Annotated in this window: 24 protein-coding genes and 1 tRNA gene; 13 read left to right on the forward strand and 12 right to left on the reverse strand. The window is 57.3% G+C overall.

Going from position 1 to position 25,518, the window contains the following annotated elements; all coding sequences use genetic code 11:
• The first annotated feature begins 91 nt into the window (after positions 1-91).
• The 3 genes from ACR0BF_RS05190 (at position 92) to cls (ending at position 4,214) form a co-directional block, all read left to right on the forward strand.
• Complete coding sequence (locus tag ACR0BF_RS05190; protein ID WP_480624417.1) at positions 92-1,711, forward strand: arylsulfatase; 1,620 nt, start codon at positions 92-94, stop codon at positions 1,709-1,711.
• A gap of 94 nt (positions 1,712-1,805) precedes the next feature.
• A complete protein-coding gene (locus ACR0BF_RS05195) occupies positions 1,806-2,777 on the forward strand; it encodes an HAD family hydrolase (RefSeq protein WP_480624418.1) in 972 nt (323 codons plus the stop codon).
• Between the two features lie 24 nt (positions 2,778-2,801).
• On the forward strand, positions 2,802-4,214 hold the full coding sequence (gene cls / locus ACR0BF_RS05200; protein WP_480472905.1) for a cardiolipin synthase: 1,413 nt from the start codon (positions 2,802-2,804) through the stop codon (positions 4,212-4,214).
• On the opposite strand, the gene ACR0BF_RS05205 is transcribed toward cls, so the two are convergent.
• Positions 4,211-4,645, reverse strand: a complete 435-nt coding sequence (locus ACR0BF_RS05205; protein WP_480472907.1) for an ion channel — start codon at positions 4,643-4,645, stop codon at positions 4,211-4,213. The genes cls and ACR0BF_RS05205 overlap by 4 nt on opposite strands.
• A gap of 172 nt (positions 4,646-4,817) precedes the next feature.
• Here ACR0BF_RS05205 and ACR0BF_RS05210 point away from each other — a divergent pair, with 172 nt between their 5' ends.
• Genes ACR0BF_RS05210 through ACR0BF_RS05220 form a run of 3 tightly spaced genes read left to right on the forward strand, consistent with a single transcriptional unit; the run spans position 4,818 to position 8,906 of the window.
• Positions 4,818-5,465, forward strand: coding sequence for an ABC transporter ATP-binding protein (locus ACR0BF_RS05210; protein WP_480624419.1), 648 nt, complete (start codon positions 4,818-4,820; stop codon positions 5,463-5,465).
• Positions 5,462-7,876: an FtsX-like permease family protein gene (locus tag ACR0BF_RS05215; protein WP_480624420.1), complete on the forward strand. Its 2,415-nt coding sequence runs from the start codon at positions 5,462-5,464 to the stop codon at positions 7,874-7,876. The genes ACR0BF_RS05210 and ACR0BF_RS05215 overlap by 4 nt, the downstream gene beginning before the upstream one ends.
• Positions 7,866-8,906 (forward strand): lipocalin-like domain-containing protein, encoded by a 1,041-nt coding sequence (locus ACR0BF_RS05220; protein WP_480624421.1) that lies wholly within the window; start codon positions 7,866-7,868, stop codon positions 8,904-8,906. The genes ACR0BF_RS05215 and ACR0BF_RS05220 overlap by 11 nt, the downstream gene beginning before the upstream one ends.
• Before the next feature lie 58 nt (positions 8,907-8,964).
• Here the strand turns inward: ACR0BF_RS05220 and ACR0BF_RS05225 are convergent, their stop codons facing one another.
• The 4 genes from ACR0BF_RS05225 to ACR0BF_RS05240 form a co-directional block, all read right to left on the reverse strand.
• Complete coding sequence (locus ACR0BF_RS05225) at positions 8,965-9,396, reverse strand: universal stress protein (protein WP_480472915.1); 432 nt, start codon at positions 9,394-9,396, stop codon at positions 8,965-8,967.
• Positions 9,393-12,002 (reverse strand): TRAP transporter permease, encoded by a 2,610-nt coding sequence (locus tag ACR0BF_RS05230; protein WP_480624422.1) that lies wholly within the window; start codon positions 12,000-12,002, stop codon positions 9,393-9,395. The genes ACR0BF_RS05225 and ACR0BF_RS05230 overlap by 4 nt, the downstream gene beginning before the upstream one ends.
• Before the next feature lie 108 nt (positions 12,003-12,110).
• Positions 12,111-13,079, reverse strand: a complete 969-nt coding sequence (locus ACR0BF_RS05235) for a TAXI family TRAP transporter solute-binding subunit (RefSeq protein ID WP_480472919.1) — start codon at positions 13,077-13,079, stop codon at positions 12,111-12,113.
• 466 nt (positions 13,080-13,545) lie between these two features.
• Positions 13,546-13,631, reverse strand: a tRNA-Leu gene (locus ACR0BF_RS05240).
• Between the two features lie 145 nt (positions 13,632-13,776).
• On the opposite strand from ACR0BF_RS05240, the gene ACR0BF_RS05245 reads away from it, so the two are divergent.
• Both ACR0BF_RS05245 and ACR0BF_RS05250 read left to right on the forward strand, forming a co-directional pair.
• Complete coding sequence (locus ACR0BF_RS05245; RefSeq protein ID WP_480472921.1) at positions 13,777-14,355, forward strand: YqaA family protein; 579 nt, start codon at positions 13,777-13,779, stop codon at positions 14,353-14,355.
• The gene (locus tag ACR0BF_RS05250; RefSeq protein ID WP_480472923.1) at positions 14,352-14,822 is read left to right on the forward strand and encodes a disulfide bond formation protein B; all 471 of its coding nucleotides are present in this window, start codon (positions 14,352-14,354) and stop codon (positions 14,820-14,822) included. The genes ACR0BF_RS05245 and ACR0BF_RS05250 overlap by 4 nt, the downstream gene beginning before the upstream one ends.
• On the opposite strand, the gene ACR0BF_RS05255 is transcribed toward ACR0BF_RS05250, so the two are convergent.
• Positions 14,819-15,406 carry an HNH endonuclease gene (locus ACR0BF_RS05255; RefSeq protein ID WP_209503840.1) on the reverse strand — a complete coding sequence of 196 codons (588 nt, stop codon included), beginning with the start codon at positions 15,404-15,406 and terminating at the stop codon, positions 14,819-14,821. The genes ACR0BF_RS05250 and ACR0BF_RS05255 overlap by 4 nt on opposite strands.
• A gap of 213 nt (positions 15,407-15,619) precedes the next feature.
• On the opposite strand from ACR0BF_RS05255, the gene ACR0BF_RS05260 reads away from it, so the two are divergent.
• Together ACR0BF_RS05260 and ACR0BF_RS05265 are read left to right on the forward strand one after the other, a co-directional pair.
• Positions 15,620-16,225: an rRNA large subunit pseudouridine synthase E gene (locus ACR0BF_RS05260; RefSeq protein ID WP_480476745.1), complete on the forward strand. Its 606-nt coding sequence runs from the start codon at positions 15,620-15,622 to the stop codon at positions 16,223-16,225.
• A 32-nt stretch (positions 16,226-16,257) separates the two neighbouring features.
• On the forward strand, positions 16,258-16,683 hold the full coding sequence (locus ACR0BF_RS05265; protein WP_480472925.1) for a VOC family protein: 426 nt from the start codon (positions 16,258-16,260) through the stop codon (positions 16,681-16,683).
• Positions 16,684-16,726: 43 nt separating this feature from the next.
• Here ACR0BF_RS05265 and ACR0BF_RS05270 read toward each other — a convergent pair whose 3' ends face one another.
• Both ACR0BF_RS05270 and ACR0BF_RS05275 read right to left on the reverse strand, forming a co-directional pair.
• Positions 16,727-17,392, reverse strand: a complete 666-nt coding sequence (locus tag ACR0BF_RS05270) for an alpha/beta hydrolase (protein WP_480472927.1) — start codon at positions 17,390-17,392, stop codon at positions 16,727-16,729.
• Positions 17,389-18,021 carry a DNA-3-methyladenine glycosylase family protein gene (locus ACR0BF_RS05275; protein WP_480624528.1) on the reverse strand — a complete coding sequence of 211 codons (633 nt, stop codon included), beginning with the start codon at positions 18,019-18,021 and terminating at the stop codon, positions 17,389-17,391. The genes ACR0BF_RS05270 and ACR0BF_RS05275 overlap by 4 nt, the downstream gene beginning before the upstream one ends.
• A gap of 97 nt (positions 18,022-18,118) precedes the next feature.
• On the opposite strand from ACR0BF_RS05275, the gene ACR0BF_RS05280 reads away from it, so the two are divergent.
• On the forward strand, positions 18,119-19,345 hold the full coding sequence (locus ACR0BF_RS05280; protein WP_480517128.1) for an MFS transporter: 1,227 nt from the start codon (positions 18,119-18,121) through the stop codon (positions 19,343-19,345).
• Here ACR0BF_RS05280 and ACR0BF_RS05285 read toward each other — a convergent pair whose 3' ends face one another.
• The 3 genes from ACR0BF_RS05285 to cysS are packed head-to-tail and all read right to left on the reverse strand — an operon-like array spanning position 19,346 to position 23,156.
• The gene (locus ACR0BF_RS05285; protein ID WP_480553883.1) at positions 19,346-20,122 is read right to left on the reverse strand and encodes a squalene/phytoene synthase family protein; all 777 of its coding nucleotides are present in this window, start codon (positions 20,120-20,122) and stop codon (positions 19,346-19,348) included.
• 2 nt (positions 20,123-20,124) lie between these two features.
• A complete protein-coding gene (cimA, locus tag ACR0BF_RS05290; protein ID WP_480624423.1) occupies positions 20,125-21,759 on the reverse strand; it encodes a citramalate synthase in 1,635 nt (544 codons plus the stop codon).
• On the reverse strand, positions 21,759-23,156 hold the full coding sequence (gene cysS, locus ACR0BF_RS05295; protein ID WP_480603534.1) for a cysteine--tRNA ligase: 1,398 nt from the start codon (positions 23,154-23,156) through the stop codon (positions 21,759-21,761). Before cysS ends, cimA begins: the two co-directional genes overlap by 1 nt.
• Positions 23,157-23,375: 219 nt before the next feature.
• Here cysS and ACR0BF_RS05300 point away from each other — a divergent pair, with 219 nt between their 5' ends.
• Together ACR0BF_RS05300 and ACR0BF_RS05305 are read left to right on the forward strand one after the other, a co-directional pair.
• Complete coding sequence (locus ACR0BF_RS05300; RefSeq protein ID WP_480624424.1) at positions 23,376-23,720, forward strand: MmcQ/YjbR family DNA-binding protein; 345 nt, start codon at positions 23,376-23,378, stop codon at positions 23,718-23,720.
• Between the two features lie 56 nt (positions 23,721-23,776).
• A complete protein-coding gene (locus tag ACR0BF_RS05305; protein WP_480624425.1) occupies positions 23,777-24,961 on the forward strand; it encodes a pyridoxal phosphate-dependent aminotransferase in 1,185 nt (394 codons plus the stop codon).
• Between the two features lie 6 nt (positions 24,962-24,967).
• Here ACR0BF_RS05305 and ACR0BF_RS05310 read toward each other — a convergent pair whose 3' ends face one another.
• A complete protein-coding gene (locus ACR0BF_RS05310; protein ID WP_480517136.1) occupies positions 24,968-25,486 on the reverse strand; it encodes an outer membrane protein in 519 nt (172 codons plus the stop codon).
• Between the last annotated feature and the right edge of the window lie 32 nt (positions 25,487-25,518).

Here is a 25,518-nt window from a genome sequence, read left to right on the forward strand (position 1 = left end):
ACACTTTGCTGCCGCGTTGTTCATGCATTTGAACGCCGGCTGATTCATTTCCTTTGGGGTCGCCAAGATCCTCTCAGATCAGGAGCAAACCATGTTACCTCCACGTTCGCTATCCGGCACCTGGCGCAGTAACTTGCGCCGACTTGCCGTGGTAACCGCCACGTTGACACTGGCCATACCCGCCTGGGCGCAGGACCAGAAACCGAATATCCTTGTGATCTGGGGCGACGATGTTGGTCAGTCCAACATCTCGGCCTACACGCGGGGGTTGATGGGGTATCAGACACCCAATATCGACCGTATCGCCGAAGAAGGTATGATGTTCACGGATTACTACGGTGAACAGTCGTGCACGGCTGGGCGATCATCTTTTATCATGGGGCAATCCGTTTTCCGCACGGGCCTGTCCAAAGTTGGCCTGCCGGGCGCTGAGGAAGGCATGCAGATCGAAGACCCGACCATTGCGGGCCTTCTGAAAGCGGAAGGCTACGCCACGGGTCAGTTCGGAAAAAACCACCTGGGCGACCGGGATGAACATCTGCCGACAAACCACGGTTTTGACGAATTTTTTGGCAACCTCTACCATCTCAACGCCGAGGAAGAGCCGGAAAACATCGACTATCCCAATGATGCTGTTCTGCCCGATGGCAGAACCTTCCGACAGGCTTTTGGCCCGCGCGGTGTAATCAAGTCGACAGCGGGTGGCGAGATCGAGGATACCGGCCCGCTGACCAAGAAGCGTATGGAAACGGTCGACGATGAAACCGCGGCGGCTGCGATTGAATTCATCCGCAAACAAGAGGAAAGCGGCACGCCGTGGTTCGTCTGGTGGTCAGGCACCCGGATGCATTTCCGCACGCATGTTTCCGAAGAGAAATGGGCAAAGGCCAATGAAATCGTCGGCAAGCAGGTAGATGAGTATACGGCTGGCATGATCGAACATGATATGCATATTGGCGACTTCCTGACTGCGCTGGATGAGCTGGGCATCGCCGACAAAACCATCGTGTTTTACTCGACCGACAATGGTCCGCACATGAATACCTGGCCAGATGCCGCGATGACCCCGTTCTGGGGTGAAAAGAATACCCAATGGGAGGGCGCATGGCGCGTACCTGCCATGGTTCGGTGGCCCGGCAAGATAACCGAAGGCGCTGTGTCGAACGAGATCGTGCACCATATGGATTGGTTACCGACATTCCTGGCTGCAGCTGGCAACGAAACCGTGAAAGAAGATCTTCTGGAAGGTGTCACCGTGGCCGAAGTTGGCGGCGGGCGTGACTATCGCGTGCATCTGGATGGCTACAACATCTTGCCGTTGCTGACCGGCGAAACAGACAAGAGTCCGCGCAGGGAAATCTTCTATTTCACGGACGATGGTGACCTTGCGGCACTCCGCTTCGGTGATTGGAAAATCACCTTCCTGGAACAGAAGGCATGGGCAACCTTGCGCGCCTGGATGGAGCCACTGACCCCTCTGCGCGTGCCATTGATCACCAACCTGCGACGCGACCCGTACGAGCGTGGCTACCGCACATCGAACACCTACTATGACTGGATGCTCGACCGTGCCTACATGCTGGTACCTGCGCAGGCCTATGTCGCGCAGTTCCTTGAAACCTTCAAGGAATACCCACCCCGACAGGAAGCGGCGAGCTTCAGCCTCGACAAAGTGATGGAGAAGTTGACGTCACCTCCGGGCGCACCGTGAACCTGGCTGTTTAATCCAAGACACAGCAAAGCCGGAGTCCCGATACCGGGGCCCCGGCCCTTCTCATTAGCGGTTGAAAATTGAGGAATAATCCGTGCGTCTATTTTTGATATTGTGCAGTGTGCTAGGAGCGACGGTCGCCATCGCTGACCCCTTGCCCTCATGGAACAATCTAGAATCCAAAGCGAAAATCGTTTTGTTTGTTGACGATGTAACCGACCCTGCCTCAGCTCATTACGTGACGCCTGATGATCGGATCGCCGTATTCGACAATGACGGAACGCTTTGGGCCGAACAGCCGGTGTATTTCCAGTTCCTTTTCGCCATGGATCGTCTGGCCGATCTGGCCAAGCGGGACCCGTCGATCCTGACAACTCCTGCTCTGGAAGCTGCTGCAAAGGGTGATCTAGCGACCGTTCTTGAAGGCGGGCATGAGGCGCTGATCGAAGTTGTCAACGCATCGCATTCTGGCACCAGCGTCGAAGACTTTCAGGCAGCTGTTGCGCAGTGGCTGGAAACCGAACGCCACCCCAACACCGGCCTTCGTTATGACCAGATGACCTATCAGCCGATGGTCGAGTTGCTGCGTTATCTACGTGACGAAGGTTTCAAGACCTACATCGTATCCGGCGGTGGCATTCATTTCATGCGCGTCTTTGCCGAGGATGCCTATGGTATCCCGCCGGAACAGATATTGGGGAGCTATGCAGACAGCACCTATAAGGTGATCGACGGCAACCCGACGATCATCAAGGCACCGGGGCTAGCCTTCATCGACGACAAGGAAGGCAAGCCAATCAATATCGAACGCACGATTGGCAGACGCCCTATTCTGGCCGCAGGCAACTCGGACGGAGATTTCGCTATGCTGGATTGGACAACGTCGGGTGATGGTCCGCGTTTGGGAATTCTGATCCACCACACGGACGCCGAACGCGAATGGGCTTATGACCGCGAAAGCCCGATCGGAAAGCTGGCAGGTGGGCTGGATCAGGGTTCTGACAAGGGATGGATCATTGTCGATATGGCGCAAGACTGGTCACGCATCTACACTGGGGCAAACTAAACGGCCCGAAAGATGTAAGACCCCATGTGGACAGCGCTGGTATCTATCTTTGTATTCACGTTGTACGTGGCTGCATTTGTGTTTTCGATCCGAGCGGCACAAACCGCGCGGACACCGCAAGGTGCAGTTGGGTGGGTGGTCTTTCTGGTATCAGCACCTTTCCTGGCGGTGCCGTTATATCTTTTTCTGGGACACCATCGCTTTCACGGATATCGCATCGCGCGCCAGAAAAGTGAACGGGTTGTTGAAGGGATCAAAACCTTTGCCGATTACTCAAGGCCCGATCCCTCCTCAATGTCCATCAATCCGCGCCCGTTCGAGTTTCTGGCGCATCTTCCTGTGTCCAGCGGAAACGGTGCCCGGCTACTGGTTGACGGGCAAGCCACATTCGACGCCATTTTCGACGCCATCGACAAGGCCAAGAACTATATCCTCATTCAGTTCTACATCATCAGAGACGACGCACTGGGCCGCAAACTGCAATCCAAGCTGATCGAGGCGACGAAACGTGGGGTTCACGTCCGTTTCATGACCGATGCAGTCGGCAGTTACGGATTGCCGCGCGCGTATCTGGATACCATGCGTGAAGCCGGAATTGATGTAGCCGACCCGCGTCAGCAACGCGGCCCGAATTTCCGGTTTCAGCTGAATTACCGAAACCATCGTAAAACTGTCATTATCGATGGCGAGACAGGCTTTATCGGTGGCCACAATGTTGGTGAGGAATATCTGGGCAAACATCCGCATTTCGGTCATTGGCGCGACACTCACATAATGATGTCCGGTCATGTCGTCCGGCAATTGCAGCTTATCTTCACTGAAGATTGGCATTGGGCGCATAACGAAGACCTGATTGATGAACTTGACTGGGCGGGCAGTGAATCCGAACAGAACATGAATGCCCTGCTGGTCGCGACCGGACCCGGAGACGAAACCGAAACTGGCGCCATGATGTTTTTTGCAGCAATCGCCGAGGCAAAAGAACGGTTGTGGATTGCGTCGCCTTACTTCGTACCCGACATCGATGTCATGACAGCGCTGCAACATGCCGCGATGCGCGGTGTGGATGTGCGCATCCTTGTTCCTGACATGATCGACCATCGCCTGCCATGGCTGGCCGCGTTTGCCTATTTCGATGAAATCCGCGACTGTGGCGTGCGCGTATTCCGCTATACCGGCGGGTTCATGCATCAAAAGGCGTTCGTTGTCGACGATACGCTGGCCGCTGTTGGAACAACAAACCTCGACAACCGATCCTTCCGCCTCAACTTCGAAGCAATGGCGCTGTTCTTTGATGCCCGGGCTGCACAGGCCGTCGACCAGATGCTACAAGAAGATTTCGAAACCAGTTTCGAATTGACCCGTAGGTTGCGTCAACAACCGGCCCACATCCGCTTTGGTGCGCCGCTGGCACGGTTGTTTGCACCGATCCTTTAGGAAAAGAACTTCTCCTGAAAAACGCGGGTCATCAATGCGACCAGATACGCGGTCGACAATCCAAACGCCAACAGCCCGGTGACCGAAGCAAACGAGCCGAAAATGCGCAGCCCTTCACCCAAAACGATGTCGCCGTATCCGAGCGTCGTAAACGTCACCAACGAGAAATAGATGGCCGAGTTCCAGTCCGGCAGAACATTTAGCAACACCCAGACGATAGCCCAGATCCAGACCTGAATGGTGTGCGTTGCGATAATGAAGCCCAAGGCAACGGCAATCGGCCCCGCGGTTGCCACAAACACCCCGCGTGTGACCCATTTTTTGTCCATCTTGATAATGGACATCGTGCACCAGGTCAGAAAGAGAATCTCGATCAGGATGCAAATACCCAGAAAGGTACTGCCCCAAACGATCTGATGCAGCAACGTCATGTATTTACACCCTGATTTTCGGCCACGAACTGTCAGGGCACAATGACCTTTCAAAACGCAAGGCACAACCCCGCCACCGGATAAGGTAGCCTGCGGCGAAAGGAACCGGAGTAAGGTCTGCACTGGACAGTTGGGAAGTCCGGCGCACATCCTGTGCAAAAAAGGGCGCTTCATGCTGTTGATCATCGACCGAGTTCAAAAGACTTATCCCGGCGGGCGGCCCGTTCTGCGCGACGTGTCTCTGACACTGGATCAGGGACAAACGCTTGCTCTGACCGGTGAAAGCGGCAGCGGTAAGAGCACCTTGCTGAATCTGGCCGCCGCCCTGGACAGTTTCGACAGAGGCGAGATTACGCTGGATGGCACGCCCCTGTCCCCTTTGGATGATGCGGGCCGGGCCGAGCTGCGGCGCAGAAAGGTTTCGCTTGTGTTCCAGCAGTTCAACCTGATCCCATCGCTGACCGTGGGGCAAAACCTGTCCTTTCATGCCCGCCTTGCAGGTACCGAAAATGCCCAATGGTCCGGGCAATTGGCAGACCGGCTTGGGCTTTCGGATCTGCTGGACCGCTACCCCGAAAGCTTGTCGGGCGGCCAGCAGCAGCGGGTGGCCATAGGACGGGCCATGGCCGCGCGCCCGAAACTGTTGCTGGCGGACGAGCCGACAGGCAATCTTGACGAAACCGCCAGCGCCAAAGTGCTGAACCTGATGCTGTCACTTGTGGCTGATACTGGCGCAGCTTTGCTGCTGGTGACGCATTCCCCGCAAATCGCGGCCCGTCTGGACACGCACCTGCGCCTGAGCGGTGGGCGCATCCAATGACATTGGCCGTCGTCCAGGCCCTGCTGTCCCATTGGCGGGTGCATTGGTTGCAACTGGCAACGCTGCTGATCGGTATCGCCCTGGCAACTGGTTTGTGGTCCGCTGTACAGGCCATCAATGCCGAGGCCCGCGCCAGCTATTCCCGTGCCAACGCCCAACTGGCACTTGGGCAGTTTGACGAATTGCACGATCCAGCCGGTTTCATCGCCATGTCCCGTTATGTCGACCTGCGTCGCGCGGGGTGGCAGGTGGCCGCCGTACTGGAAGGCCCTTATCGGGTCGCCGGACGTACGTTGCGTTTGATGGGCGTGGATATGGTGGCCTATCCCGCCCTGCCCGCAATTACCGAGGCCCAGCAAAGCGGTGCGCCGCCCGAACCGGCGGACATATTGACTGCTCCGGGTCGCCTGCTGGTTTCGACAGAATTGGAGCCCTTGTTGCGCGATCAGGACACTCTGCCCCCGGTTCTCAGTACTTCTGCGCTGCCGCCGGATGTGATCCTGACGGATATCGGCGTTGCCGAACGTCTTCTGAATCAGCCCGGTGCAATCTCGCGGCTCATTATTCTGCCCGATCAGCCGCGCGGGCTTCAGTCCCTAACCACGATCACGCCTGAGCTGGAACGTATCAGCCCTTCACAAAAGATCGACACTGCTCGGCTGACCGACAGTTTTCATTTGAACCTGTCAGCCTTTGGATTGCTGTCCTTTGCGGTCGGCCTTTTTATCGTGAACGGCACGGTCGGGCTGGCCTTTGCACAACGCAGAGGCATCATCCGTTCGCTGCGGGCACTGGGTGTCTCGATGCGATTACTGGTCTGGCTGATCCTTGCTGAACTGACTTTTCTGGCCCTGATCGGTGGGCTCGTCGGGTTGCTTTTGGGCTTCTTTCTGGCCGGAGCACTTCTACCCGATGTCGCGGCCACGTTGCGTGGCCTTTACGACGCACCAGTAACAGGGCAACTGACGCTGCAATTGCAGTGGGTTTTGGCAGGGATCGCCATGGCAGTCTTCGGCACATTGCTGGCCAGCGGCCACGCATTATGGCGCCTGTCGCGCATGCCCCTGCTGGCAAGTCCGGGCGTTCAAGCGTGGCGGGGCGACCCCCGCGCGCGCCATCTTGCAGCGGCATTGGGATTGGTCATGATCCTGAGTGGCGTTTTGGCTTATGTCAGTTTCGGGGGGCTGATCGCCGGGTTTGCCCTGTTGGCTGGCTTGCTGACCGGTGCAGCGCTGCTGCTGCCTGCGCTTTTGTCTGTAATGCTTTCACTCTGCGCCCGCGCGGCGCGGGGCCCTGTTACGCAATGGGTCTGGGCAGATATGCGGGCACAACTGCCCGGGTTGTCACTTGCCCTGATGGCCCTGTTACTGGCTTTGGCAGCGAATGTCGGCGTAGGCACGATGGTGTCCAGCTTCCGGCTGACATTCGTCGGGTGGCTTGACCAGCGCCTGACGTCAGAACTCTACCTGACTGCAAGCGACGACGATCAGGGGCAGGAGATTACCGACTGGCTGCGCCCTCAGGTCGAAGCTATTCTGCCAATCCGAAATGTGGAATTGTCGCACGAGACGGGGCCTTTGTTTCTTTACGGTGTAGTAGATGATCCGGTCTATCGGCAGAACTGGCCAGTGATCACCTCAAGCCCGAATGCATGGGATGACGTCATGGCCGGACGTGCGGTTCTGATCAACGAGCAACTGGCGCGACGTGCCGATCTCTGGCCCGGCGGTGCTTTGGCCTTATCGCCGGACCACATCCTGACCATCGCCGGGGTCTATTCGGATTATGGGAATCCGACCGGGCAAGCCATGGTCTCGATGGACCAACTGAACCGGATCGCTCCGGGTACGGAGGCCCGCCGCTTTGGCATTCGTCTAAACCCCGAAAACGCAACCGAAATGGCGCAAACCTTAAGGGAACGATTCAACCTTCCACGTCAGGCTGTCGTACAGCAAGCTGCAATGAAGGCGCAGTCGCTGTCGATATTTGAGAAGACTTTTGTCGTGACCTCGGCCTTGAATGTGCTGACCCTCGGCGTGGCGGGATTTGCCATTCTCACCAGTCTGCTGACCCTGTGGACCCAGCGCCTGCCACAGATCGCACCGGTCTGGGCGCTGGGGCTGAACAGGGCGCAACTTGCAGGGCTGGAACTGTTGCGCAGCCTATTGCTGGCGGCATTGACCGCCTGTCTGGCGTTGCCACTTGGGCTTGTTCTGGCATGGGTTCTGCTGACGGTGATCAACGTTCAGGCTTTTGGTTGGCGCCTGCCGATGTTCGTCTTCCCCTGGGATTGGCTGTGGCTGTTTCTACTGACCCTTCTTGCTGCCCTGCTTGCCGCCGCCCTGCCCGCGCTACGGATGCTGCGCCTGCCACCCGCCGATCTGCTGAAAGTGTTCGCCAATGAACGTTAGGACCCTACTAATCCTGTTTATGTGGCTCTACCCGATACCGCTTTGGGCGCAGGGCTATGCAGGTCTAGGCGGAACCGCTGAAGGTTTTGAAGTGCCGGCAGCCGGGTTTGAATTTGATTTCCCAAAGGATCACGGCCCCCACCCGGCCTACCGCATCGAATGGTGGTATCTGACCGCCAATCTTCAAGGGGACGACGGCCTGGATTATGGCATTCAATGGACCCTGTTCCGGTCAGCCCTGAAACCCTATGACAGCGACGGGTGGCAAAGCCCGCAACTTTGGATGGGTCATGCTGCCGTGACGACCCCCAAAGCTCATTTTTTCACCGAGCGATTATCACGCGGGGGGATTGGCCAGGCCGGTGTAACCGCACAACCGTTTGAGGCCTGGATTGACGAATGGCGCATGGCCGGATCGGATTTGGACAGCCTGTCACTGACGGCCAATGGTGATGAATTCGGCTATGATCTTTCACTGACTGCGCAAGGGCCATTGGTATTTCACGGCGACGCGGGCTATTCGGTTAAATCCGCCGATAGACAGGCAAGTTACTATTACTCGCAGCCCTTTTACACAGTCGAAGGCGTGCTGCATTTGCCGGATGGCGAGGTGCAGGTAACCGGTCAGGGGTGGCTGGATCGGGAATGGTCCTCACAACCCTTAGCGGCGGATCAGAGGGGCTGGGATTGGTTCTCGCTCAGTTTTGAGGGAGGCGATAAGCTGATGGCTTTTCGCCTGCGCGGGGATCGAGGCGATTTCACCTCGGCCACCTGGATCAATTCTGACGGCAGTACTGAGGCCATCCCCAACGGTACAATCGGCCTTTTGCCGCTGAGTACCGACGAGGTTGCCGGACGCAATATCCCGACACACTGGCAAGTCGACCTAGCGGATCGGGGCATAGATATTCAGGTCTCAGCCCTGACACCTGATGCGTGGATGGGTACCAGTTTCGAATACTGGGAAGGCCCTGTCACCGTAAACGGCAGCCATAAAGGCGTTGGCTATCTTGAGATGACAGGTTACTGAACCAACCCGACTTTTCTCTACGACCGGCGACACGATCTTTTGCGCGCTGGAAAATCAGTCAGCGAACCACATAAACTGAGACGTTGGAATGCCGCACCACACGCGCTGCATTCGGACCAAGCAGATAGTCTTTGAAATCCGGCCTATGCGCGCCGATCACAATCAGGTCGGAACCGGCACTTTCGGCGGTTTTCAGGATCTCCTGATAGGCTGTGCCTGTCGCGACTACATGGCGGATGCTTTCATTGCGCTCTGCCCCCAATGCCGAAATGCACAGCGCCGTCAGTTTGGCTCGCGCCTCGGCCAACGCCTTGTCGTGAAAACCTGATTCAAAAAACCCGGACACCCAGCTTTCCCCGAAATCGGGCAGCACAGTCACGACATCCAACTGTGCCCCTTCCAGATCCGCCAAAGCAGCGGCTTTTTGCAGGACCGGAGCATCAATCTCGCCATTGCTGATATCAATGGCACACAGAACAGAACGTGTCATGCGGGCACCCCTTGTCTGGCGGCACGGCCGCGTTGCAGGAACGCGATAAGACCCAAGAGGATCATCGCTGGGATATACACCAGCTGCTTGGGCAGCTGGTCGGACGGCAAGCTGACCGACGTCAGTCGTACGGGTTCATCGCCATAGTAGTCAAAGATGGCCAGATCGTCGGCCACTGGCGCGCCGAACAGCGGCTCGTCAAGCTTGACCAGCCCGTCCTCGGGAACCAGCAGCAGGCCCATCGCCTCGACCCGTGCGGCCCCTCCTTCTTCGTCGCCCACAGTAACAACAACGGTTGTGTCCACCATTTCAAGCGTATCGTAATCGGGGCCTGCGACCACTAGGCGGACATCCGTTCCCGGCGGTGTCTGACCAATGGTCTCTTCAAATGCAGCGGGTTCAACCGATTCGAACGGAGGCGAGATGCGATCCATGAAATAGTCCGGTCGGAACAGGGCAAATGCCACCAGAACGAGCGCGACACTTTCATAGATACGGCTGCGGGTCAGGAAATACCCCATCGTACCCGCCGTAAAGACCAGAATCGCTATGGTCGCGAAAACGGCCACCGTAATTCCTTCGAACCATGTTACGTCAATCAACAGAAGATCGGTGTTGAAGATGAACACAAAAGGCAGTGCCACGGTGCGCAGGCTGTAGAAGAATGCTGTGAAGCCGGTTTTGATTGCATCACCGCCTGATACAGCGGCAGCGGCGAAACTGGCCAGACCCACCGGTGGCGTCACATCCGCCATGATCCCGAAGTAGAAGACGAACAGGTGCACGGCAATCAACGGCACGATAAGTCCGCTCTGCGCCCCCAGTTCAACGACCACTCCGGCCATCAACGAGCTGACAACGATATAATTCGCCGTGGTCGGCAGGCCCATGCCCAGAATCAGGCTCAGCAGGCCAACCATGATCAGCATCAGGATAAGATTGCCGCCCGACAGGAACTCGACCAGATCAGCCATAACCTGACCAACACCCGTCAAGGTCACGGTACCCACGATCACGCCCGCAGTTGCAGTTGCCAGTGCGATACCGATCATGTTCCGCGCGCCGTCAATCAGACCTTGCCACAGGTCAGCGACACCGTCGACGAAGGTACTGATTAAATTGCTCTGCCCCCGGAAAAGCGCCTTGAGCGGTTTCTGCGTCAGCAGGATTACGAACAGCAATGCGGTTGCCCAGAAGGCCGACAGCCCCGGTGATTTCTGTTCGATCATCAGGAAGTAAACCAGAACGACGATCGGCAGCAGGTGGTGCAAACCTGCCTTGTAGATATCTGCGACAACCGGCAGCGTGACTTCCTTTGCATTCGGATCGTCAGGCTCAAGGTCCGGCACTTGTGCCGCCAGAAAAAGCAATCCGACATAAACCGCGCAGACGATCAGGCTCAGCACAAGGCCCGCCGCGGACGGAATCAAGCTTGTTACAGCATCAACCGGGAATTGCGAGCCATAGCAAAGTCCTGCAAACACCAGGAAGAAGGCCAGCATACCCACAACGGTTCGCGCCAGATGCACGTCTCGGTCACCCAAGGTCGGCATGTTCCGTTTTACCGCTTCCAAATGCACGATATAGACCAGTGCGATGTAAGAAATCGCCGCTGGCAGGAAGGCGTGGGTGATCACCTCGACATATGAGATGCCCACATATTCCACCATCAGGAACGCCGCAGCACCCATTACAGGCGGCATGATCTGACCGTTCACGGAACTTGCAACTTCGACCGACCCCGCCTGTTCGCTGGAAAAGCCAACGCGCTTCATCAACGGAATGGTGAACGTACCGGTGGTAACAACGTTTGCAATCGACGAACCCGAGATCAGGCCGGTTGCCGCAGACCCCACGACGGCCGCCTTGGCAGGGCCGCCCCGCAGGTGACCCAGGGCGCCAAAGGCCATTTTTATGAAGTAGTTCCCTGCCCCGGCCTTATCGAGTAGCGCGCCAAACAGCACGAACAGGAACACGAACTTCGTGGAAACACCCAGAGCGATGCCAAACACGCCTTCGGATGTGATCCACATATGGCTCATGGCCTTTTTCAGGCTCGCACCTTTCCACTGGATCACTTCGGGGACCCAGGAAGACGATCCAAAGAACACATAGGCCAGGAAAACCGTGGCTATGATCGCCATTGCCGGACCAAGTGCGCGGCGCGCGGCCTCAAACAGCAACAGCAGCCCCAACAAAGCCACCCATTTGTCGATGTCATCGGCCAGCAGGCCATTATTGACCAGTTTCTCATAGAAGATGTAGCCGTACAGCGCGATACCCGCGCCCAAAACGCCCATGACCCAGTCCTGAACAGGGACATAATTGCGCGGGCTGGATTTCAGCGCCGGATAGGCCGCAAACGCCAGAAAGATCGCAAAGGCCAGATGGATCTGGCGTGAATTATTCACCACGCTTCCGGGCAGCAGGTAATTCGACAAGGGAGAGGCCAGAACGATCTGATATACCGACCACAAAACGGCAACAATCGCCAGAAACAGCCCCACGTTTCCAGCGGGATTTCGCGCCCCTGCATCGGATGAGGCGACAAGGTCCTGAAGCTCTTCCTCCGAGAGTGGGCGATTGCCCTGTGTATCGGAACTCATGTGAAATCTCCCCGTCCTGCGGCCTTGGATTCTTTGGCCCTCTTGTCCCCGGTTTATCCCGGATGTGAACCGGGGCGCCGCAAAAGGACGCCCCGTGTAAAGTCTGGCTTACTGAATCCAGCCTTTTTCTTTGTAGTACTTTTCGGCGCCCGGATGCAGCGGAGCGGACAGGCCGTCCGAAATCATCTCCTCGGGCTTGAGATTTGCAAATGCCGGGTGCAGCTTTTTGAAGTCTTCGAAGTTCTCAAAGACCGAGCTTACAACCGCATAGACAGCATCGTCCGACACATCCGCCGAAGTCACGAAGGTCGCGCCCACGCCAAAGGTGGTGGTGTCATTGTCCGAACCCCGGTACATGCCACCCGGGATAGTCGCAGTGCGGTAGTATGAGTTGTTGTCGATCAGACCCTGAATCGCATCACCGGTGACGTTCACTAGAACAGAATCGCAGGCTGTCGTAGCTTCCTGAATCGAACCCGACGGGTGACCCACGGTGTAAATCATCGCATCCAGTTGGTTGTCACAAAGCGCAGCCGACTGCTCAGCCGCTTTCAGCTCGGACGCCAATTCGAAATCATCGACGGTCCAGCCCAACGCTTCCAGAACCACATCCATGGTGCCACGTTGGCCAGAACCCGGGTTACCGATGTTCACGCGCTTGCCCTTGAGGTCTTCAAAGCTGGAAATACCGGCATCCGCGCGGGCCACAACGGTGAATGGCTCGGGGTGGACCGAGAACACCGCACGTAGCTTTTCGAAGGGACCTGCCTCTTCAAATTTCGAGGTGCCGTTATACGCGTGATACTGCCAGTCGGACTGGGCAACACCGAATTCCAGCTCGCCTTCGCGAATGGTGTTGATGTTGTAGACCGAGCCACCGGTCGATTCGACCGAGCAGCGCACACCGTGTTCTTTCCGACCCTTGTTCACCAGACGGCAGATCGCGCCACCTGTCGGATAATAAACACCGGTCACGCCGCCGGTACCAATTGTAATGAACTCTTCGGCATAGGCCGCCGGAGCCAACATGGCTGCGGTTACAAACGCGCCGAGGCTCAATTTGCTGCTGTTTTTCATTTCAGAACTCCCACATTTTTTGTCTGGCAGTTGGAATTCAAATCAGTCACCCTGCTCATGAGTCCGTGCCGATAAAAAAAATCGGCCCGCTTCACAGCAGATGCAACCTGTTGAATTTTCCAGTTTCTCCCAACCCCCTTGAGGGTTCATCCAGATACATTCAATGTCAAGGCCAGCGCCAGCCTGACTTGCTCCATTCCGCATATATGAGCGTAAGTTTTGAATTTTCCCCTCTGGTACACAGGAAAACCCGCCCGATCAGTCTTCCGGAACTTTACTGTCCTTTTCTGTTCAGGTCGGTTCGACAGCAGGACGTATACGGTGCCCCTGTATTAGCATGAGACTAATAACAGAGGACTGAAAAGAACGAGACCAGATCGAAAAGTGAGAGTTAAGTGCGCGAGAACGCAATAAGCCCGAAAAGAAAAAACAGGAAGCAGGTTCCCCTAACCCCCTGTTTTTACTTTGGTACCCAAGGCCGGACTCGAACCGGCACGGTATCACTACCGGGGGATTTTGAATCCCCTGCGTCTACCATTCCGCCACTTGGGCCACGGACACTGGATTAGCGCCCATCCGAGGGAAGGTCCAGAGGCAAAAATCATCCAATAATCCATTTGTTTCGACCGCGATGGTTGACGGGCCGTCAGGTGCGTGGTTTGGCTTTCCGGGGCCGAGAACGGGATTTGAGTGCTTAATGTTGCGATCACTTTATGACTGGACAATTCGTCTGGCGGAACACCCTCATGCGCTGTGGGCGCTGGCTGTTGTGGCCTTTGTCGAAAGTTCGTTCTTTCCGATTCCCCCCGACGTTCTGATGATTCCGATGATCCTGGCGCGCCCGTCGCGCGCCTGGCTGATTGCAACTGTTGCTCTGGTGGCTTCGGTTCTGGGCGGGATGCTGGGCTATGCGATTGGTGCGTTTTTCTATGAAAGTCTGGGGCAGCCCATTCTTGAATCCATGGGCAAGGCCCATGCGATGGAAGAATTCAACACACGCTTCAACGATTTCGGGTTCTGGGCGGTCCTGGCCGCCGGAGTGACGCCTTTCCCGTACAAGGTCATCACCATCATGTCCGGCTGGACAGGAATGCCGCTTGGGACATTCATCGCAACGTCGATACTGGCACGTGCGCTCAGATTCTTCCTTGTTGCGGCCCTGCTTTGGGGCTTTGGCGAGCCGATCCGTGAATTTATTGAAAAACGCTTGGGGCTGATGTTCACCTTGTTCATCGTCCTCCTGTTCGGCGGCTTCCTGGTGGTGAAATACCTATGACGAGACGTTCACAACTTATCGCACTGGCAAGTCTTGGGTCCCTGGCCCTTCTGCTGGCAGCTTTTGGCTTTCAATATCTGGGCGGCCTTGCCCCCTGTAAAATGTGTATCTGGCAGCGCTACCCGCATGGGGTCGCAATCGCGATTGGCGTTTTGGCGCTGGCCTTGCCAAGACTGAGCATCCTGCCGCTATGTGGCGCGATGGCAGCGGCTGTCACTTCGGGTATTGGGTTTTACCACGCCGGCGTTGAACAAGGATGGTGGGAAGGTCCGACCAGTTGCACATCCGGCAGCATCAGTGGGATGTCGAATGACGACCTGTTCGACCAGATTATGTCAGCGCCTTTGGTTCGCTGCGACGATATCCCGTGGGAAATGTTCAACATCTCGATGGCCGGATGGAATGCCATTGCCTCGGCTGTTCTGGTACTGATCTGGCTCGCGGCGTGGCGGGCAAGCAAGGCCTAGAATTCGTCCAGCTCAGCATCCCAATACAGAAAATCGATCCAGCTTTCGTGTAAGTGATTGGGCGGAAACTTCCGACCAACATTGCGCAGTGCTTCGGCGTCAGGCTGACGGGGCGGCTTTCGCAGGCTCATTCCTGCCTGACGCAGCGATTTCGACCCTTTGCGCAGGTTGCACGGGCTGCACGCCGCCACAACGTTCTGCCAACTGGTCACCCCACCGGCGGCGCGTGGCACCACATGATCAAAGGTCAAATCACCGCGGCTGCCACAGTACTGGCACCGGAACTCGTCCCTCAGAAATAAATTAAAGCGCGTGAAGGCCACGCGCTTTCTGGGTTTTACATAGTCTTTCAGAACAACGACCGAAGGTATTCGGATCTGAGTACTTGGGCTGCGAACCACTTCGTCGTATTCGGCCACGATGTCGACGCGATCCAGCCAGGCGGCCTTGATCGCTTCCTGCCAGGGCCACAGGGACAACGGGTAATAAGACAGGGGGCGATAATCGGCGTTCAAAACCAATGCCGGATGATGCTTCAGCGCACCAGGCTCCCTGACAAATTCGGTCCTGAAGTCTCCGTCCATATCAGAATCGCTCCTCGCTCTGCTCTGCCCGTTTTTGACATCAGAGCGGGGAACACCCGCCCCGGCCTTAGTATAACTATATATCGTGTTAATACTCTGACAAGCCCTGATTTTCCACAATATGTCGCAAACTGGGTAATGCGAATCCGTAACAAGCGCATGACAGTTATCCACAGCTTGCGCGGGACGCACTCTTCGGGGTATGCGCGGGTCATGTCCTGGTTCATTCGCTTCAACAAACCTTATGATGTGCTGCCGCAGTTCACCGACCGCGACAATGGGGATACTCCGCGCAGTACACTGTCCGATTTCATCGATCTGCCCGGGGTTTATCCCGCCGGTCGGTTGGATCGTGACAGCGAAGGTTTGATGCTGCTGACTGACCACGGCAAGTTGCAGGCGCAGATATCGGATCCCAAGCACAAGATGGCAAAAACCTATTGGGTTCAGGTCGAAGGCATCCCGGACGAAACCGCCCTGAAAGCGCTGCGAAACGGCGTCGAGTTGAAAGACGGCCTGACCCGTCCGGCAAAGGTGCGCCAGATCGACGAGCCAGACGACCTGTGGCCCCGCACCCCACCAATCCGCGAACGCGAGACAGTTCCAGACAGTTGGATAGAACTGTCCATACGCGAGGGCAAAAACCGTCAGGTGCGTCGAATGACGGCCGCCGTGGGCCTGCCGACCCTGCGCCTGATCCGTTATCGAATCGGAGACTGGACTCTGGACGATCTGGAACCGGGCCAGTGGGACAGCCTGCCCATGCCATCCCTGAACACCACACCGCAACGAAAACGCGACCGTCGACCGCGCCGGTGACATACCCTGCCCTGATCTGCTAAACTTGAGTCATGAAACTAACTCCCGGAATACCGGCCCCTTCGGCGATTCTGGAAGCGTCGCTTTATGTCGATGATCTGGACGCAGCAGAACAGTTTTACGGCGAAGTACTGGGCCTGAAACGCATTCAGCGTGTCGCCGACCGCCACGTGTTTTACCGAATTGGCGGATCGGTCCTGCTGATCTTTAACCCGGAACAGACGGAACAGCCGCCCCTCAACCCGGACATGCCCGTTCCGCCACATGGCGCCCGTGGTGCCGGGCATGTGTGTCTTGTACTGACCCGTGATGAAATCGCGGTAATGCGCAAGCACCTTCTGGACTGGAATGTCCCCGTAGACGCAGAATTTGACTGGCCCGGAGGCGCACGATCTTTGTACGTGCGCGACCCGGCCGGAAACTCAGTCGAGTTTGCGGAAGCGCATCTTTGGTCTTAATCCGATGCGAAACGACAGTGTTCTGCTGATTTAATCTTACCGGCTAAAGGCTCAGCTTGTCGCGCATGAAGGCCAGGGCCACACTCAGCCCGTCCGGGGCGATGCCGTGCCCGGTGCCCTTCATGACATGAGCGTAGACCTCTTTGAAACCGGCGGATTGCAGGGCCTCCGCCGCTTCGGGCAAGGATTGCGGCGGGACGACGTCGTCGGCGTCGCCATGCACCAGCAATACCGGCATCCGGCTGACAGTTTCGTCTGCCAGAAGGTCCGCCTCTAGCAAACGGCCTGAGAAAGCGACAATTCCGGCCACGGGGTCTTCGCGGCGGGGCGCGACATACAAGCTCATCATTGTGCCCTGGCTAAAACCAAACAGGACAACCTGTTCGGGCAGAACGTCTTCATCCACCATCAGCGCATCCAGAAAGGCATTAAAGTCCTCGACCGCCATTTCCATGCCCCTGCGCGCTTCTTCCTCAGACGACCCGTCAATCCAGGGAATCGGAAACCACTGAAAGCCATTGGGCATTCCGGGGATCTGCTCGGGCGCGTCCGGGGCCACGAACAATGTGTCGGGCAGATGTTCACCCAGCGGGTCGGCCAAACCCAGCAGATCGGCACCGTTTGCGCCATAGCCATGCACGAACACCACAACCGAGCGCGTGTCGCCCGAAACAGGCTCTTTCCGGAGCGCATTCAAAACCCGTGTCATCTGATCCCTTCTCTTTGCTTTGCAACCCGGTAATAGGCCCACAGCACCCGCGCCGCAACCGAGCGCCAGGGCGACCAGGCCTCGGCCATCTTGCGCAGTTCTTTATCCGTTGGGCGATTGGGCAGGTCATAGAGGATGCGCGCGGCCTCTTGCAGCGCCAGGTCGCCGGGGGCGATCACGTCAGCGCGACCAAGCGAAAACATGGCGTATATTTCCGCAGTCCATACGCCGATGCCTGGCACTTGCGTCAGCGTGGTCACAACCTCCGCATCAGGAACATCACGTAACGCTTTGTAATCTATACGCGCTTCTGCCAACGCCTTTGCATATCGGATCTTCTGACGGCTTAGCCCTACGGCCCGCAGATCGTCATCCGTTGCCCACATGATCTTACGCGGACCTGTCAGTTTGGCGTCTTGCAGGCGTTGCCATATTGCATTGGCCGAAGCCACGCTGACCTGTTGGCTGACAATGGCACTCAGCAGCTGCGTGAACCCGTCAGGACGGCGACGTAGCGGCAATGGGCCAATCTGTTCCATTGCATAGGCCATGCGTGGGCAGCTCCGGGCCAGCCATTCAGCCCCTTCCGCCACACAACCCGGCGTTTCGATGATGCGGCCAACGGGCATGTAGTCCCCCTGCTCGGTTGTTACTGGCACGTTAGGCGCATGTGCCGCAGATGCAACCGGGTTGTGCCGCAAACACTTAGCCGATACCCATTCCGCCATGACCATGATCTCGACCCTTCCTAATGACCGTCAGGCCAAACGCAACGTTGCTGTCTTAGTGGCGGCGCAGGCCATTCTGGGCGCGCAGATGCCAATGATGTTCATCGTCGGAGGGCTGGCCGGTCAGTCGCTGGCGACCAATCCCTGCCTGGCGACATTGCCCATTTCACTGATTGTTCTGGGATCGATGCTGGCGGCCACGCCAATTTCGGCCATCATGCAAAAATGGGGGCGTCGGGTCGGGTTCCTTGTTGGCGCGACATCCGGTGCGTTAGGCGGGCTGATCGGGGCCTATGGCCTGTTTCTTGGCTCTTTCCCCGTCTTCCTTGTCGGCAGCCTGTTGACGGGCCTCTACATGAGCGCCCACGGATTTTACCGGTTCGCCGCAGCGGACACCGCGTCGGACGAGTTCCGCCCCAAAGCGATTTCCTATGTCATGGCTGGTGGACTGGCGGCTGCCATCATTGGCCCGCAAATCGTAAAACTCACATCCGAAGCCTATGTCATCCCTTTTCTGGGCACCTATCTGGCTGTCATTGGGATCAATGTTCTGGGGTCCGCCCTGTTCTTCTTCCTTGATATTCCAACACCTGCAAAACCCACCGGCTCCGAGCCCAAGGGGCGGTCGCGACTGGAATTACTGAAAACACCGCGCATCGCCGTGGCCATCATATGTGCCATGGTATCTTACGCGCTGATGAACCTTGTGATGACGTCAACGCCGTTGGCCGTGGTTGGTTGTGGTTACTCGGCCAATGACGCGGCGGACATCGTTACCAGCCACGTGCTTGCCATGTATGTACCCAGTTTCTTCACCGGTCACCTGATCGCCCGGTTTGGTATCGAAAGGATTGTTGCGCTGGGTCTGGCGATTCTTGCAACCGCTGGCCTGGTCGCCTTGCAGGGCGTTGAATTGGGGAACTTTTTCGTTGCCCTCATTCTTCTGGGTGTTGGATGGAACTTTGGCTTTATCGGCGCGACCACGATGCTGGCCGCATCGCATGAGCCGCAGGAACGCGGCCGGATGCAGGGCCTTAACGACTTGCTGGTGTTTGGCGGAGTGACTATGGCCTCGCTGGCTTCGGGTGGATTGATGAACTGCTCGGGTGGGTCCCCGGTCGAAGGGTGGACAGCAGTCAACCTTGCAATGATCCCATTGCTGACACTGGCAGGCGGGGCCCTGTTGTGGCTGGTTCTGCGACCGGCCGACCCGGAACGGGCCTGATCACCAGCGCCCGCTGCCCACAGCCCACATCAAGGACAATCGCTGCTGTATTTCTCCCGGTACCAGAGCACCGGAGGCAACACGTTCGGGTCGGGCTATGGCTTGCTTCAATATCCGTTCGGCCAACCACCCGGAATATAATGCCGACCGTGCCTCAACCGAAATATCAGCCCGAAGCGATCTGGCTTTGTACAGACGATTCAATGCGGCCCCGGCCAAGGCACGCACCCCTTCAGAGGTGCCGTCCAGCAACGGTATCCGCCCGCGTCTTTCCAGTTCAGGAATAGCCCTCAGCCAGTTCGCCACCCCGACCGCATATCCAAAGTCACGCAACGCTGGTTCATCCGCTGCCCCCAGCGCCTGAGCGGATGCAACAAACAATGAACCCGTACTGTGATCGATATAGGCGTCAAAGTGTTCCTGATCTTCGAACGGGTCACGGTATATATCCCAACGCCTTACGGCCACATATTCATCCAAAACGCCAGCCAGATGGGGCGAAAGAACCCTTGACAAGGGTGTTACCACCTCGTGCCGCCGTACGGTTGCCCCTTCAGCAATTTCCTGTAGCGCGTCACGCCACCATTGCAGCCGCATCTCGGCGATCATCGGTTCTTGCGTAACCCAGGGTGCGCGGGCAACTTCGACGTTCAGCGCGTAAATTGGGAACAGGACTGCACGGTCTGCAACCGGTGCAGCCATCGCTGCGCGGAAACGATCTGGATCAGCCCGTTGCACAAGTGCCGCGCAGGCTTTGACGTCTTGGTCAAAGATCACGCTCACTCGGCAGCTGCCTTTTTCGGATCACAATCGCGCACCAATTTCCACTGAATCGCATCCAGAAGCGCCTCAAAAGACGCATCGACTATGTTCGCGCTGACGCCCACGGTAGACCAGCGCCGCCCCTGCCCGTCTTCGCTGTCGATGATGACACGCGTGACCGCTTCGGTGCCGCCTTGCGTAATCCGCACCTTGAAGTCGACCAGACGCATATCTGACAGTACCTGCGAATACTGGCCCAGGTCCTTGGCCAAGGCTTTGGCCAGCGCGTTCACCGGCCCCCTGTCGCTGCCTGACTCGTCCATGGATTCGCTGACAGACAGCTTCTTTTCGCCATCCACTCTTACGACAACAACGGCCTCGGACAGGCTGACCATCTTGTTGTATTTGTTCTTACGCCGTTCAACGGTGACTTTGTAACGCTTAACCTCGAAGAACTCGGGCAATTGACCCAGCTCTTCCCGCGCCAGCAGTTCAAAACTGGCCTGAGCGGTATCATAGGAATATCCGTCAGCCTCGCGGGCTTTTATCTGGTCAAGGATGCGGCCAAGTGCCGGGTCACCTGCCTCAACACGCAAACCGGCCTCGGTCAAACGCTTACGCAGGTTTGACTGGCCAGCTTGGTTCGACATCGGAATGATACGCGAGTTCCCGACGCTTGCGGGTTCCACATGCTCATATGTCGATGGATCCTTGAGGATCGCGCTGGCGTGCAGCCCGGCCTTATGCGCAAAAGCCGACGCCCCGACATAAGCCGCCTGCTTGCTGGGCACCCGATTCAGAACATCATCCAGCATCCGGCTGATCCGGGTCAAACCAGCCAAAGCCTCACGGCTGACACCAATATCAAACTGCGACGCATAGGGTTCCTTCAGCAACAGCGTCGGGATCAAAGCGGTCAGATTTGCATTGCCGCAACGCTCGCCCAAACCATTCAATGTGCCCTGAATTTGCCGTGCACCTACCTCAACAGCAGCCAGAGAACAGGCAACGGCATTTTCGGTATCGTTATGGGTGTGAATGCCCAACCGATCACCGGGCAGCCCGGCTGCGATAACCTCGGATACAATCCGCCCAACCTCGGACGGCAAAGCGCCACCATTGGTGTCACACAGAACAACCCACCGCGCGCCAGCCTCTAGCGCTGCGCGACAAACATCCACGGCATATTCCGGATTGTCTTTGTAGCCATCAAAGAAATGTTCCGCATCAAACAGCGCTTCACGCCCCTGCGCGACGATATGCGCGACCGAGGCGCGCACGTTTTCCATGTTCTCTTCCAGTGAAATGCCAAGCGCGTGGGTGACGTGATAATCATGCGACTTGCCGACCAGACAAACAGCCTGCGTTCCCGCATTCATTACGGCTGCCAGCACATCGTCATTTTCGGCTGAGCGCCCTGCACGTTTGGTCATTCCAAAGGCCGTCAACCGGGCCGCGGTTTTCGGAGCCACCTCGAAAAACGCGCTATCGGTCGGGTTGGCGCCGGGCCAACCGCCTTCGATGTAATCCACGCCCAATGCGTCCAGCGCCTGCGCGATCTGCGCTTTTTCTGCGGTCGAGAACTGCACGCCCTGCGTTTGCTGCCCATCACGCAGGGTTGTGTCATAAAGGTAGAGGCGTTCCTTGGTCATCAGACCTCCTCCAGCTTAGCGGCATCAAAACCGGCGCCCGGCACCAGTTCAACACCTTCCTTGCTCATTCGAACCTCAAGCCCTGCCGCAACATAAGCTGCCTTCAAGCGATCAACTTCCGAGAAGTCCTTGCTTTGCATCGCGGTGGCTCGTGCTTTCGCCAAACGGTCCGCATGGGCGGTCAGGTCGACAGATGCGGTATCGGCCCAGTCGCCCATCTCAGGCAAAAGCAAACCCAGCTGTTGCGCACTTGCCAACAGGCCTGCGGCGTCACCATCTGAAGCCAGACGGTAAAGCTCGCTCATGGCACCTGCCGTATTCAGATCGTCACTTAGTGCTGCGATGACTTCAGGTGCCGCGCTGGCGGCAGGCTTGATGCCCGCTGTCAGCGCCCGCCATTTGCGCAGCGTCGCCTCGGCCTCATGGGCCTTTTTCTCGGTCCAGTCCATCGGCTTGCGATAGTGCGTTTGCAGAAAGACAAACCGGATCACCTCACCCGGCACGCCCTGTTCCAACAGATCATGCACGGTAAAGAAATTGCCCAGCGATTTGGACATCTTCTTGCCCTCAACCTGCAACATCTCATTGTGCAGCCAGACCCGCGCGAACTCCCCATGCGGGTGCGCGCATTTACTTTGCGCGATCTCGTTTTCATGATGCGGGAACATCAGGTCATTGCCACCACCATGGATATCAAAGCTCTCGCCCAGCAGTTCATAGCTCATGGCTGAGCATTCGATGTGCCAGCCCGGACGTCCCCTGCCCCATGGGCTGTCCCAGCCCGGCAGGTCGTCGGTCGAAGGCTTCCACAACACGAAATCCATGGGGTTCTTCTTGTATGGCGCGACCTCAACCCGCGCACCCGCGATCATGTCATCGACCGACCGGCCAGACAGCTTGCCATAGCTTTTCTTCCAGCTGTCGACCGCGAACAGAACATGACCTTCGGCGGCATAGGCATGGCCCTTGGCAATCAGATCTTCGATCATCGCGATCATCTGGGTGATATACTGGGTCGCGCGCGGCATCTGGTTGGGTTCCAACGCTCCCAACGCCCCCATGTCGTGCAAGTACCAGTCGATGGTCTCGTCCGACCGCTCCTGCACCAATTGTTCCAGCGTGCCTTCTGCACCAGCCTGCTTGCGCGCCAGCGCCGTCGCATTGATCTTGTCGTCCACATCGGTGAAGTTGCGCACATAGGTCACATGCTTTGCGCCATAGACGTAGCGCAAAAGGCGATAGAGCACATCGAACACAACCACCGGACGGGCATTACCCAAATGGGCACGATCATAGACCGTTGGGCCACAGACATACATCCGCACGTTTTCAGGATCGATCGGTACGAAGTCTTCCTTCGTCCGCGTCCGTGTGTTGTGCAGCTTGATCGTCGTCATCGGTCGGGCTCCTAAGAAACAGCAAAGGCTTGCGCGTTGGCGCGGGCTTAGCAACTTGTCTCAGGGATGAAAACGAAAGAAACCGGCCCGCTTGATAAATCAGCAGGTAATGCAGCAGATAATGATGCAGGTCACCGGGTTCATGAGCCATCGGTTAGCATGGGATCATTCGCAAGCCAAGTGTTGAGTTTGCCGCCGCCGTTCGGCACAGTGCCGAACATGGACCGAGATTTCGTCAATTCCATCTGCAAAACGCTACCCGGCGCTGAACTGTCCGATCCCTGGGGCGGTGGCCATGACGCCTGGAAAATTGGTGGCAAAATGTTCGCCTGTATCGGGATCGCAAATGATGGTGTTTCCGTCAAAACGCCTGATATCGAGACGGCGCAGATGCTGATAGACGCCGGGATCGGAGTAAAAGCCCCCTATTTCCACCGCAGCTGGGTGCGTCTTCCGTTTGACACCGGCGCAGACGAAATGCGCCACCGTTTGACTATGTCCTATGACCTTGTCCGCGCATCATTGACCAAAAAACTTCAGGCCTCGATAAGGCCGCGAACCTGATTGACAAAGGCCCGCCGCTCTGCCCCATTCAGCGCAGAGTAACCGGGGCCCTTGTCATGGAATTGTCCAAGCGCATCACGCAGATCACCGGCGGCAGCGACGGGTGGGAGGTGTTCAATCGGGCCCGACGGATGCTGAATGATGGGCATGCCGTGACAGAATTGACAATCGGCGAGCATGACGTTCGTACCGACCCGTCGATCCTGCACGCTATGGGCCTGTCGGCCCGCAACGGTCACACCGGTTATGCCACTGTGCCCGGAACAGATTTGCTGCGTGATACGGTTGCTGCCCGGGTTCAGTCCCGCACAGGTATTCCAACGACGCGCAACAATGTACTGGTCACGCCCGGTGGGCAGTCCGCCCTGTTCGCGGCGCACATGGCGGTGTGCGATCCCGGCGACACCGGGCTGTTTCTGGACCCTTATTATGCCACCTATCCCGGGACGATTCGCGGTGTCGGGGCCATTGCCCGCGCTGTTCGGACCGCTGCAGAGGATGCATTTCAACCGCGCGCCGAATTGATTGATGCAGCCGCGGAAGGCGCGGTTTCGCTGTTGATCAACACACCGAACAACCCGACCGGAGTGGTGTATTCCCGTCAGTCACTTGAGGCCATTGCCGATGTTTGCCAACGCCGTGACCTGTGGTTGATATCAGATGAAGTCTATGACACCCAGATCTGGGAGGGCGAGCACCTGTCCGCCCGCGCGCTGCCCGGAATGGCCGACCGTACCTTGGTGGTTGGATCAATGTCCAAATCTCATGCCATGACCGGGTCCCGATGTGGGTGGATCGTAGGTCCTGAACACGTGATCCGTCACCTGATAGATCTGGCTACTCATACAACCTATGGCGTACCGGGGTTCATTCAGGACGCGGCCAGCTTTGCACTGACCGCAGGACACGAACTTGAAAACAAGATCGCCGCGCCATTCCGTCGCCGCCGTTCATTGGCGATGGACGTATTAGCGGCACAGAACACAGTGGGGCTCGTCCCGGCGCAGGGTTCTATGTATCTGATGCTGGATGTACGGGCGACCGGGCTGACGGGTGAAGGGTTTGCGAACGCCCTTTTGGACACTCATGCGATTGCGGTCATGCCGGGCGAAAGCTTTGGCAAGGCCGCAGCGGGGCACATTCGGGTTGCCATGACCGTGGATGATGAGAAGTTTGTCAGTGCCTTGAGAACCCTGTGCATGTTTTCAGCGCAGCTCGCCAAGCGACACGCGGCTGAATAGCCGCATTCAAAACCGAAACGTCGTACGCAGGTTGAAAACATTGGTGTCCAGACTGCCGCTGGACCGGGTGACATCGTCGAAATTCTGCCGCAGTGCTTCACCGCTGATGACGAAATTCTCGCCAATCGGATAGGCCAGTCCAATTCCGTAAACCGCGGCTGTGTCACTGTCGACCGATGTATCAGCCCGCGCTGCGCCTACGACCACGTACCCCAGAGCGTTACCGAAATCATATCCACCACGCAATTTCAAGCTGGTCATGCTGTCGAGACTGCCCTGAGACTGTCCGAGGTTCAGGGACAGCCGATTATACTCCAACTCACCGCCCAGAACGAAATTCCCAAAGTCCCGGTCATAGCCCAGATGCGCACCAAAGGCCGTATCATCGCCATTCGCACCACCCGGACCATCGGCATCTGCAAATCCAAAACTGAAACCGGCATACCCGCCAGTCCAATCCTCCGCCGCAACAGGGTTAGCGCCGGCGATAAATATCGCAACAACAAGGACGGAAATAGGGTTCATAGTCGGGTTCAATGCAACACCGCTCTGGTTTC

It is taken from the genome of Ruegeria sp. AG7, from assembly GCF_056541545.1.

What these genes read in the sequence shown, in the direction of transcription:
- ACR0BF_RS05190 (WP_480624417.1), top strand. Translation starts at nt 92, where the DNA reads ATGTTACCTCCACGTTCGCTATCCGGCACCTGGCGCAGTAACTTGCGC.
- cls (WP_480472905.1), top strand. Translation starts at nt 2,802, where the DNA reads ATGTGGACAGCGCTGGTATCTATCTTTGTATTCACGTTGTACGTGGCT.
- ACR0BF_RS05205 (WP_480472907.1), bottom strand. Translation starts at nt 4,645, where the DNA reads ATGACGTTGCTGCATCAGATCGTTTGGGGCAGTACCTTTCTGGGTATT.
- ACR0BF_RS05210 (WP_480624419.1), top strand. Translation starts at nt 4,818, where the DNA reads ATGCTGTTGATCATCGACCGAGTTCAAAAGACTTATCCCGGCGGGCGG.
- ACR0BF_RS05215 (WP_480624420.1), top strand. Translation starts at nt 5,462, where the DNA reads ATGACATTGGCCGTCGTCCAGGCCCTGCTGTCCCATTGGCGGGTGCAT.
- ACR0BF_RS05220 (WP_480624421.1), top strand. Translation starts at nt 7,866, where the DNA reads ATGAACGTTAGGACCCTACTAATCCTGTTTATGTGGCTCTACCCGATA.
- ACR0BF_RS05225 (WP_480472915.1), bottom strand. Translation starts at nt 9,396, where the DNA reads ATGACACGTTCTGTTCTGTGTGCCATTGATATCAGCAATGGCGAGATT.
- ACR0BF_RS05230 (WP_480624422.1), bottom strand. Translation starts at nt 12,002, where the DNA reads ATGAGTTCCGATACACAGGGCAATCGCCCACTCTCGGAGGAAGAGCTT.
- ACR0BF_RS05235 (WP_480472919.1), bottom strand. Translation starts at nt 13,079, where the DNA reads ATGAAAAACAGCAGCAAATTGAGCCTCGGCGCGTTTGTAACCGCAGCC.
- ACR0BF_RS05245 (WP_480472921.1), top strand. Translation starts at nt 13,777, where the DNA reads ATGTTGCGATCACTTTATGACTGGACAATTCGTCTGGCGGAACACCCT.
- ACR0BF_RS05250 (WP_480472923.1), top strand. Translation starts at nt 14,352, where the DNA reads ATGACGAGACGTTCACAACTTATCGCACTGGCAAGTCTTGGGTCCCTG.
- ACR0BF_RS05255 (WP_209503840.1), bottom strand. Translation starts at nt 15,406, where the DNA reads ATGGACGGAGACTTCAGGACCGAATTTGTCAGGGAGCCTGGTGCGCTG.
- ACR0BF_RS05260 (WP_480476745.1), top strand. Translation starts at nt 15,620, where the DNA reads ATGTCCTGGTTCATTCGCTTCAACAAACCTTATGATGTGCTGCCGCAG.
- ACR0BF_RS05265 (WP_480472925.1), top strand. Translation starts at nt 16,258, where the DNA reads ATGAAACTAACTCCCGGAATACCGGCCCCTTCGGCGATTCTGGAAGCG.
- ACR0BF_RS05270 (WP_480472927.1), bottom strand. Translation starts at nt 17,392, where the DNA reads ATGACACGGGTTTTGAATGCGCTCCGGAAAGAGCCTGTTTCGGGCGAC.
- ACR0BF_RS05275 (WP_480624528.1), bottom strand. Translation starts at nt 18,021, where the DNA reads ATGCCCGTTGGCCGCATCATCGAAACGCCGGGTTGTGTGGCGGAAGGG.
- ACR0BF_RS05280 (WP_480517128.1), top strand. Translation starts at nt 18,119, where the DNA reads ATGACCATGATCTCGACCCTTCCTAATGACCGTCAGGCCAAACGCAAC.
- cimA (WP_480624423.1), bottom strand. Translation starts at nt 21,759, where the DNA reads ATGACCAAGGAACGCCTCTACCTTTATGACACAACCCTGCGTGATGGG.
- cysS (WP_480603534.1), bottom strand. Translation starts at nt 23,156, where the DNA reads ATGACGACGATCAAGCTGCACAACACACGGACGCGGACGAAGGAAGAC.
- ACR0BF_RS05300 (WP_480624424.1), top strand. Translation starts at nt 23,376, where the DNA reads ATGGACCGAGATTTCGTCAATTCCATCTGCAAAACGCTACCCGGCGCT.
- ACR0BF_RS05305 (WP_480624425.1), top strand. Translation starts at nt 23,777, where the DNA reads ATGGAATTGTCCAAGCGCATCACGCAGATCACCGGCGGCAGCGACGGG.
- ACR0BF_RS05310 (WP_480517136.1), bottom strand. Translation starts at nt 25,486, where the DNA reads ATGAACCCTATTTCCGTCCTTGTTGTTGCGATATTTATCGCCGGCGCT.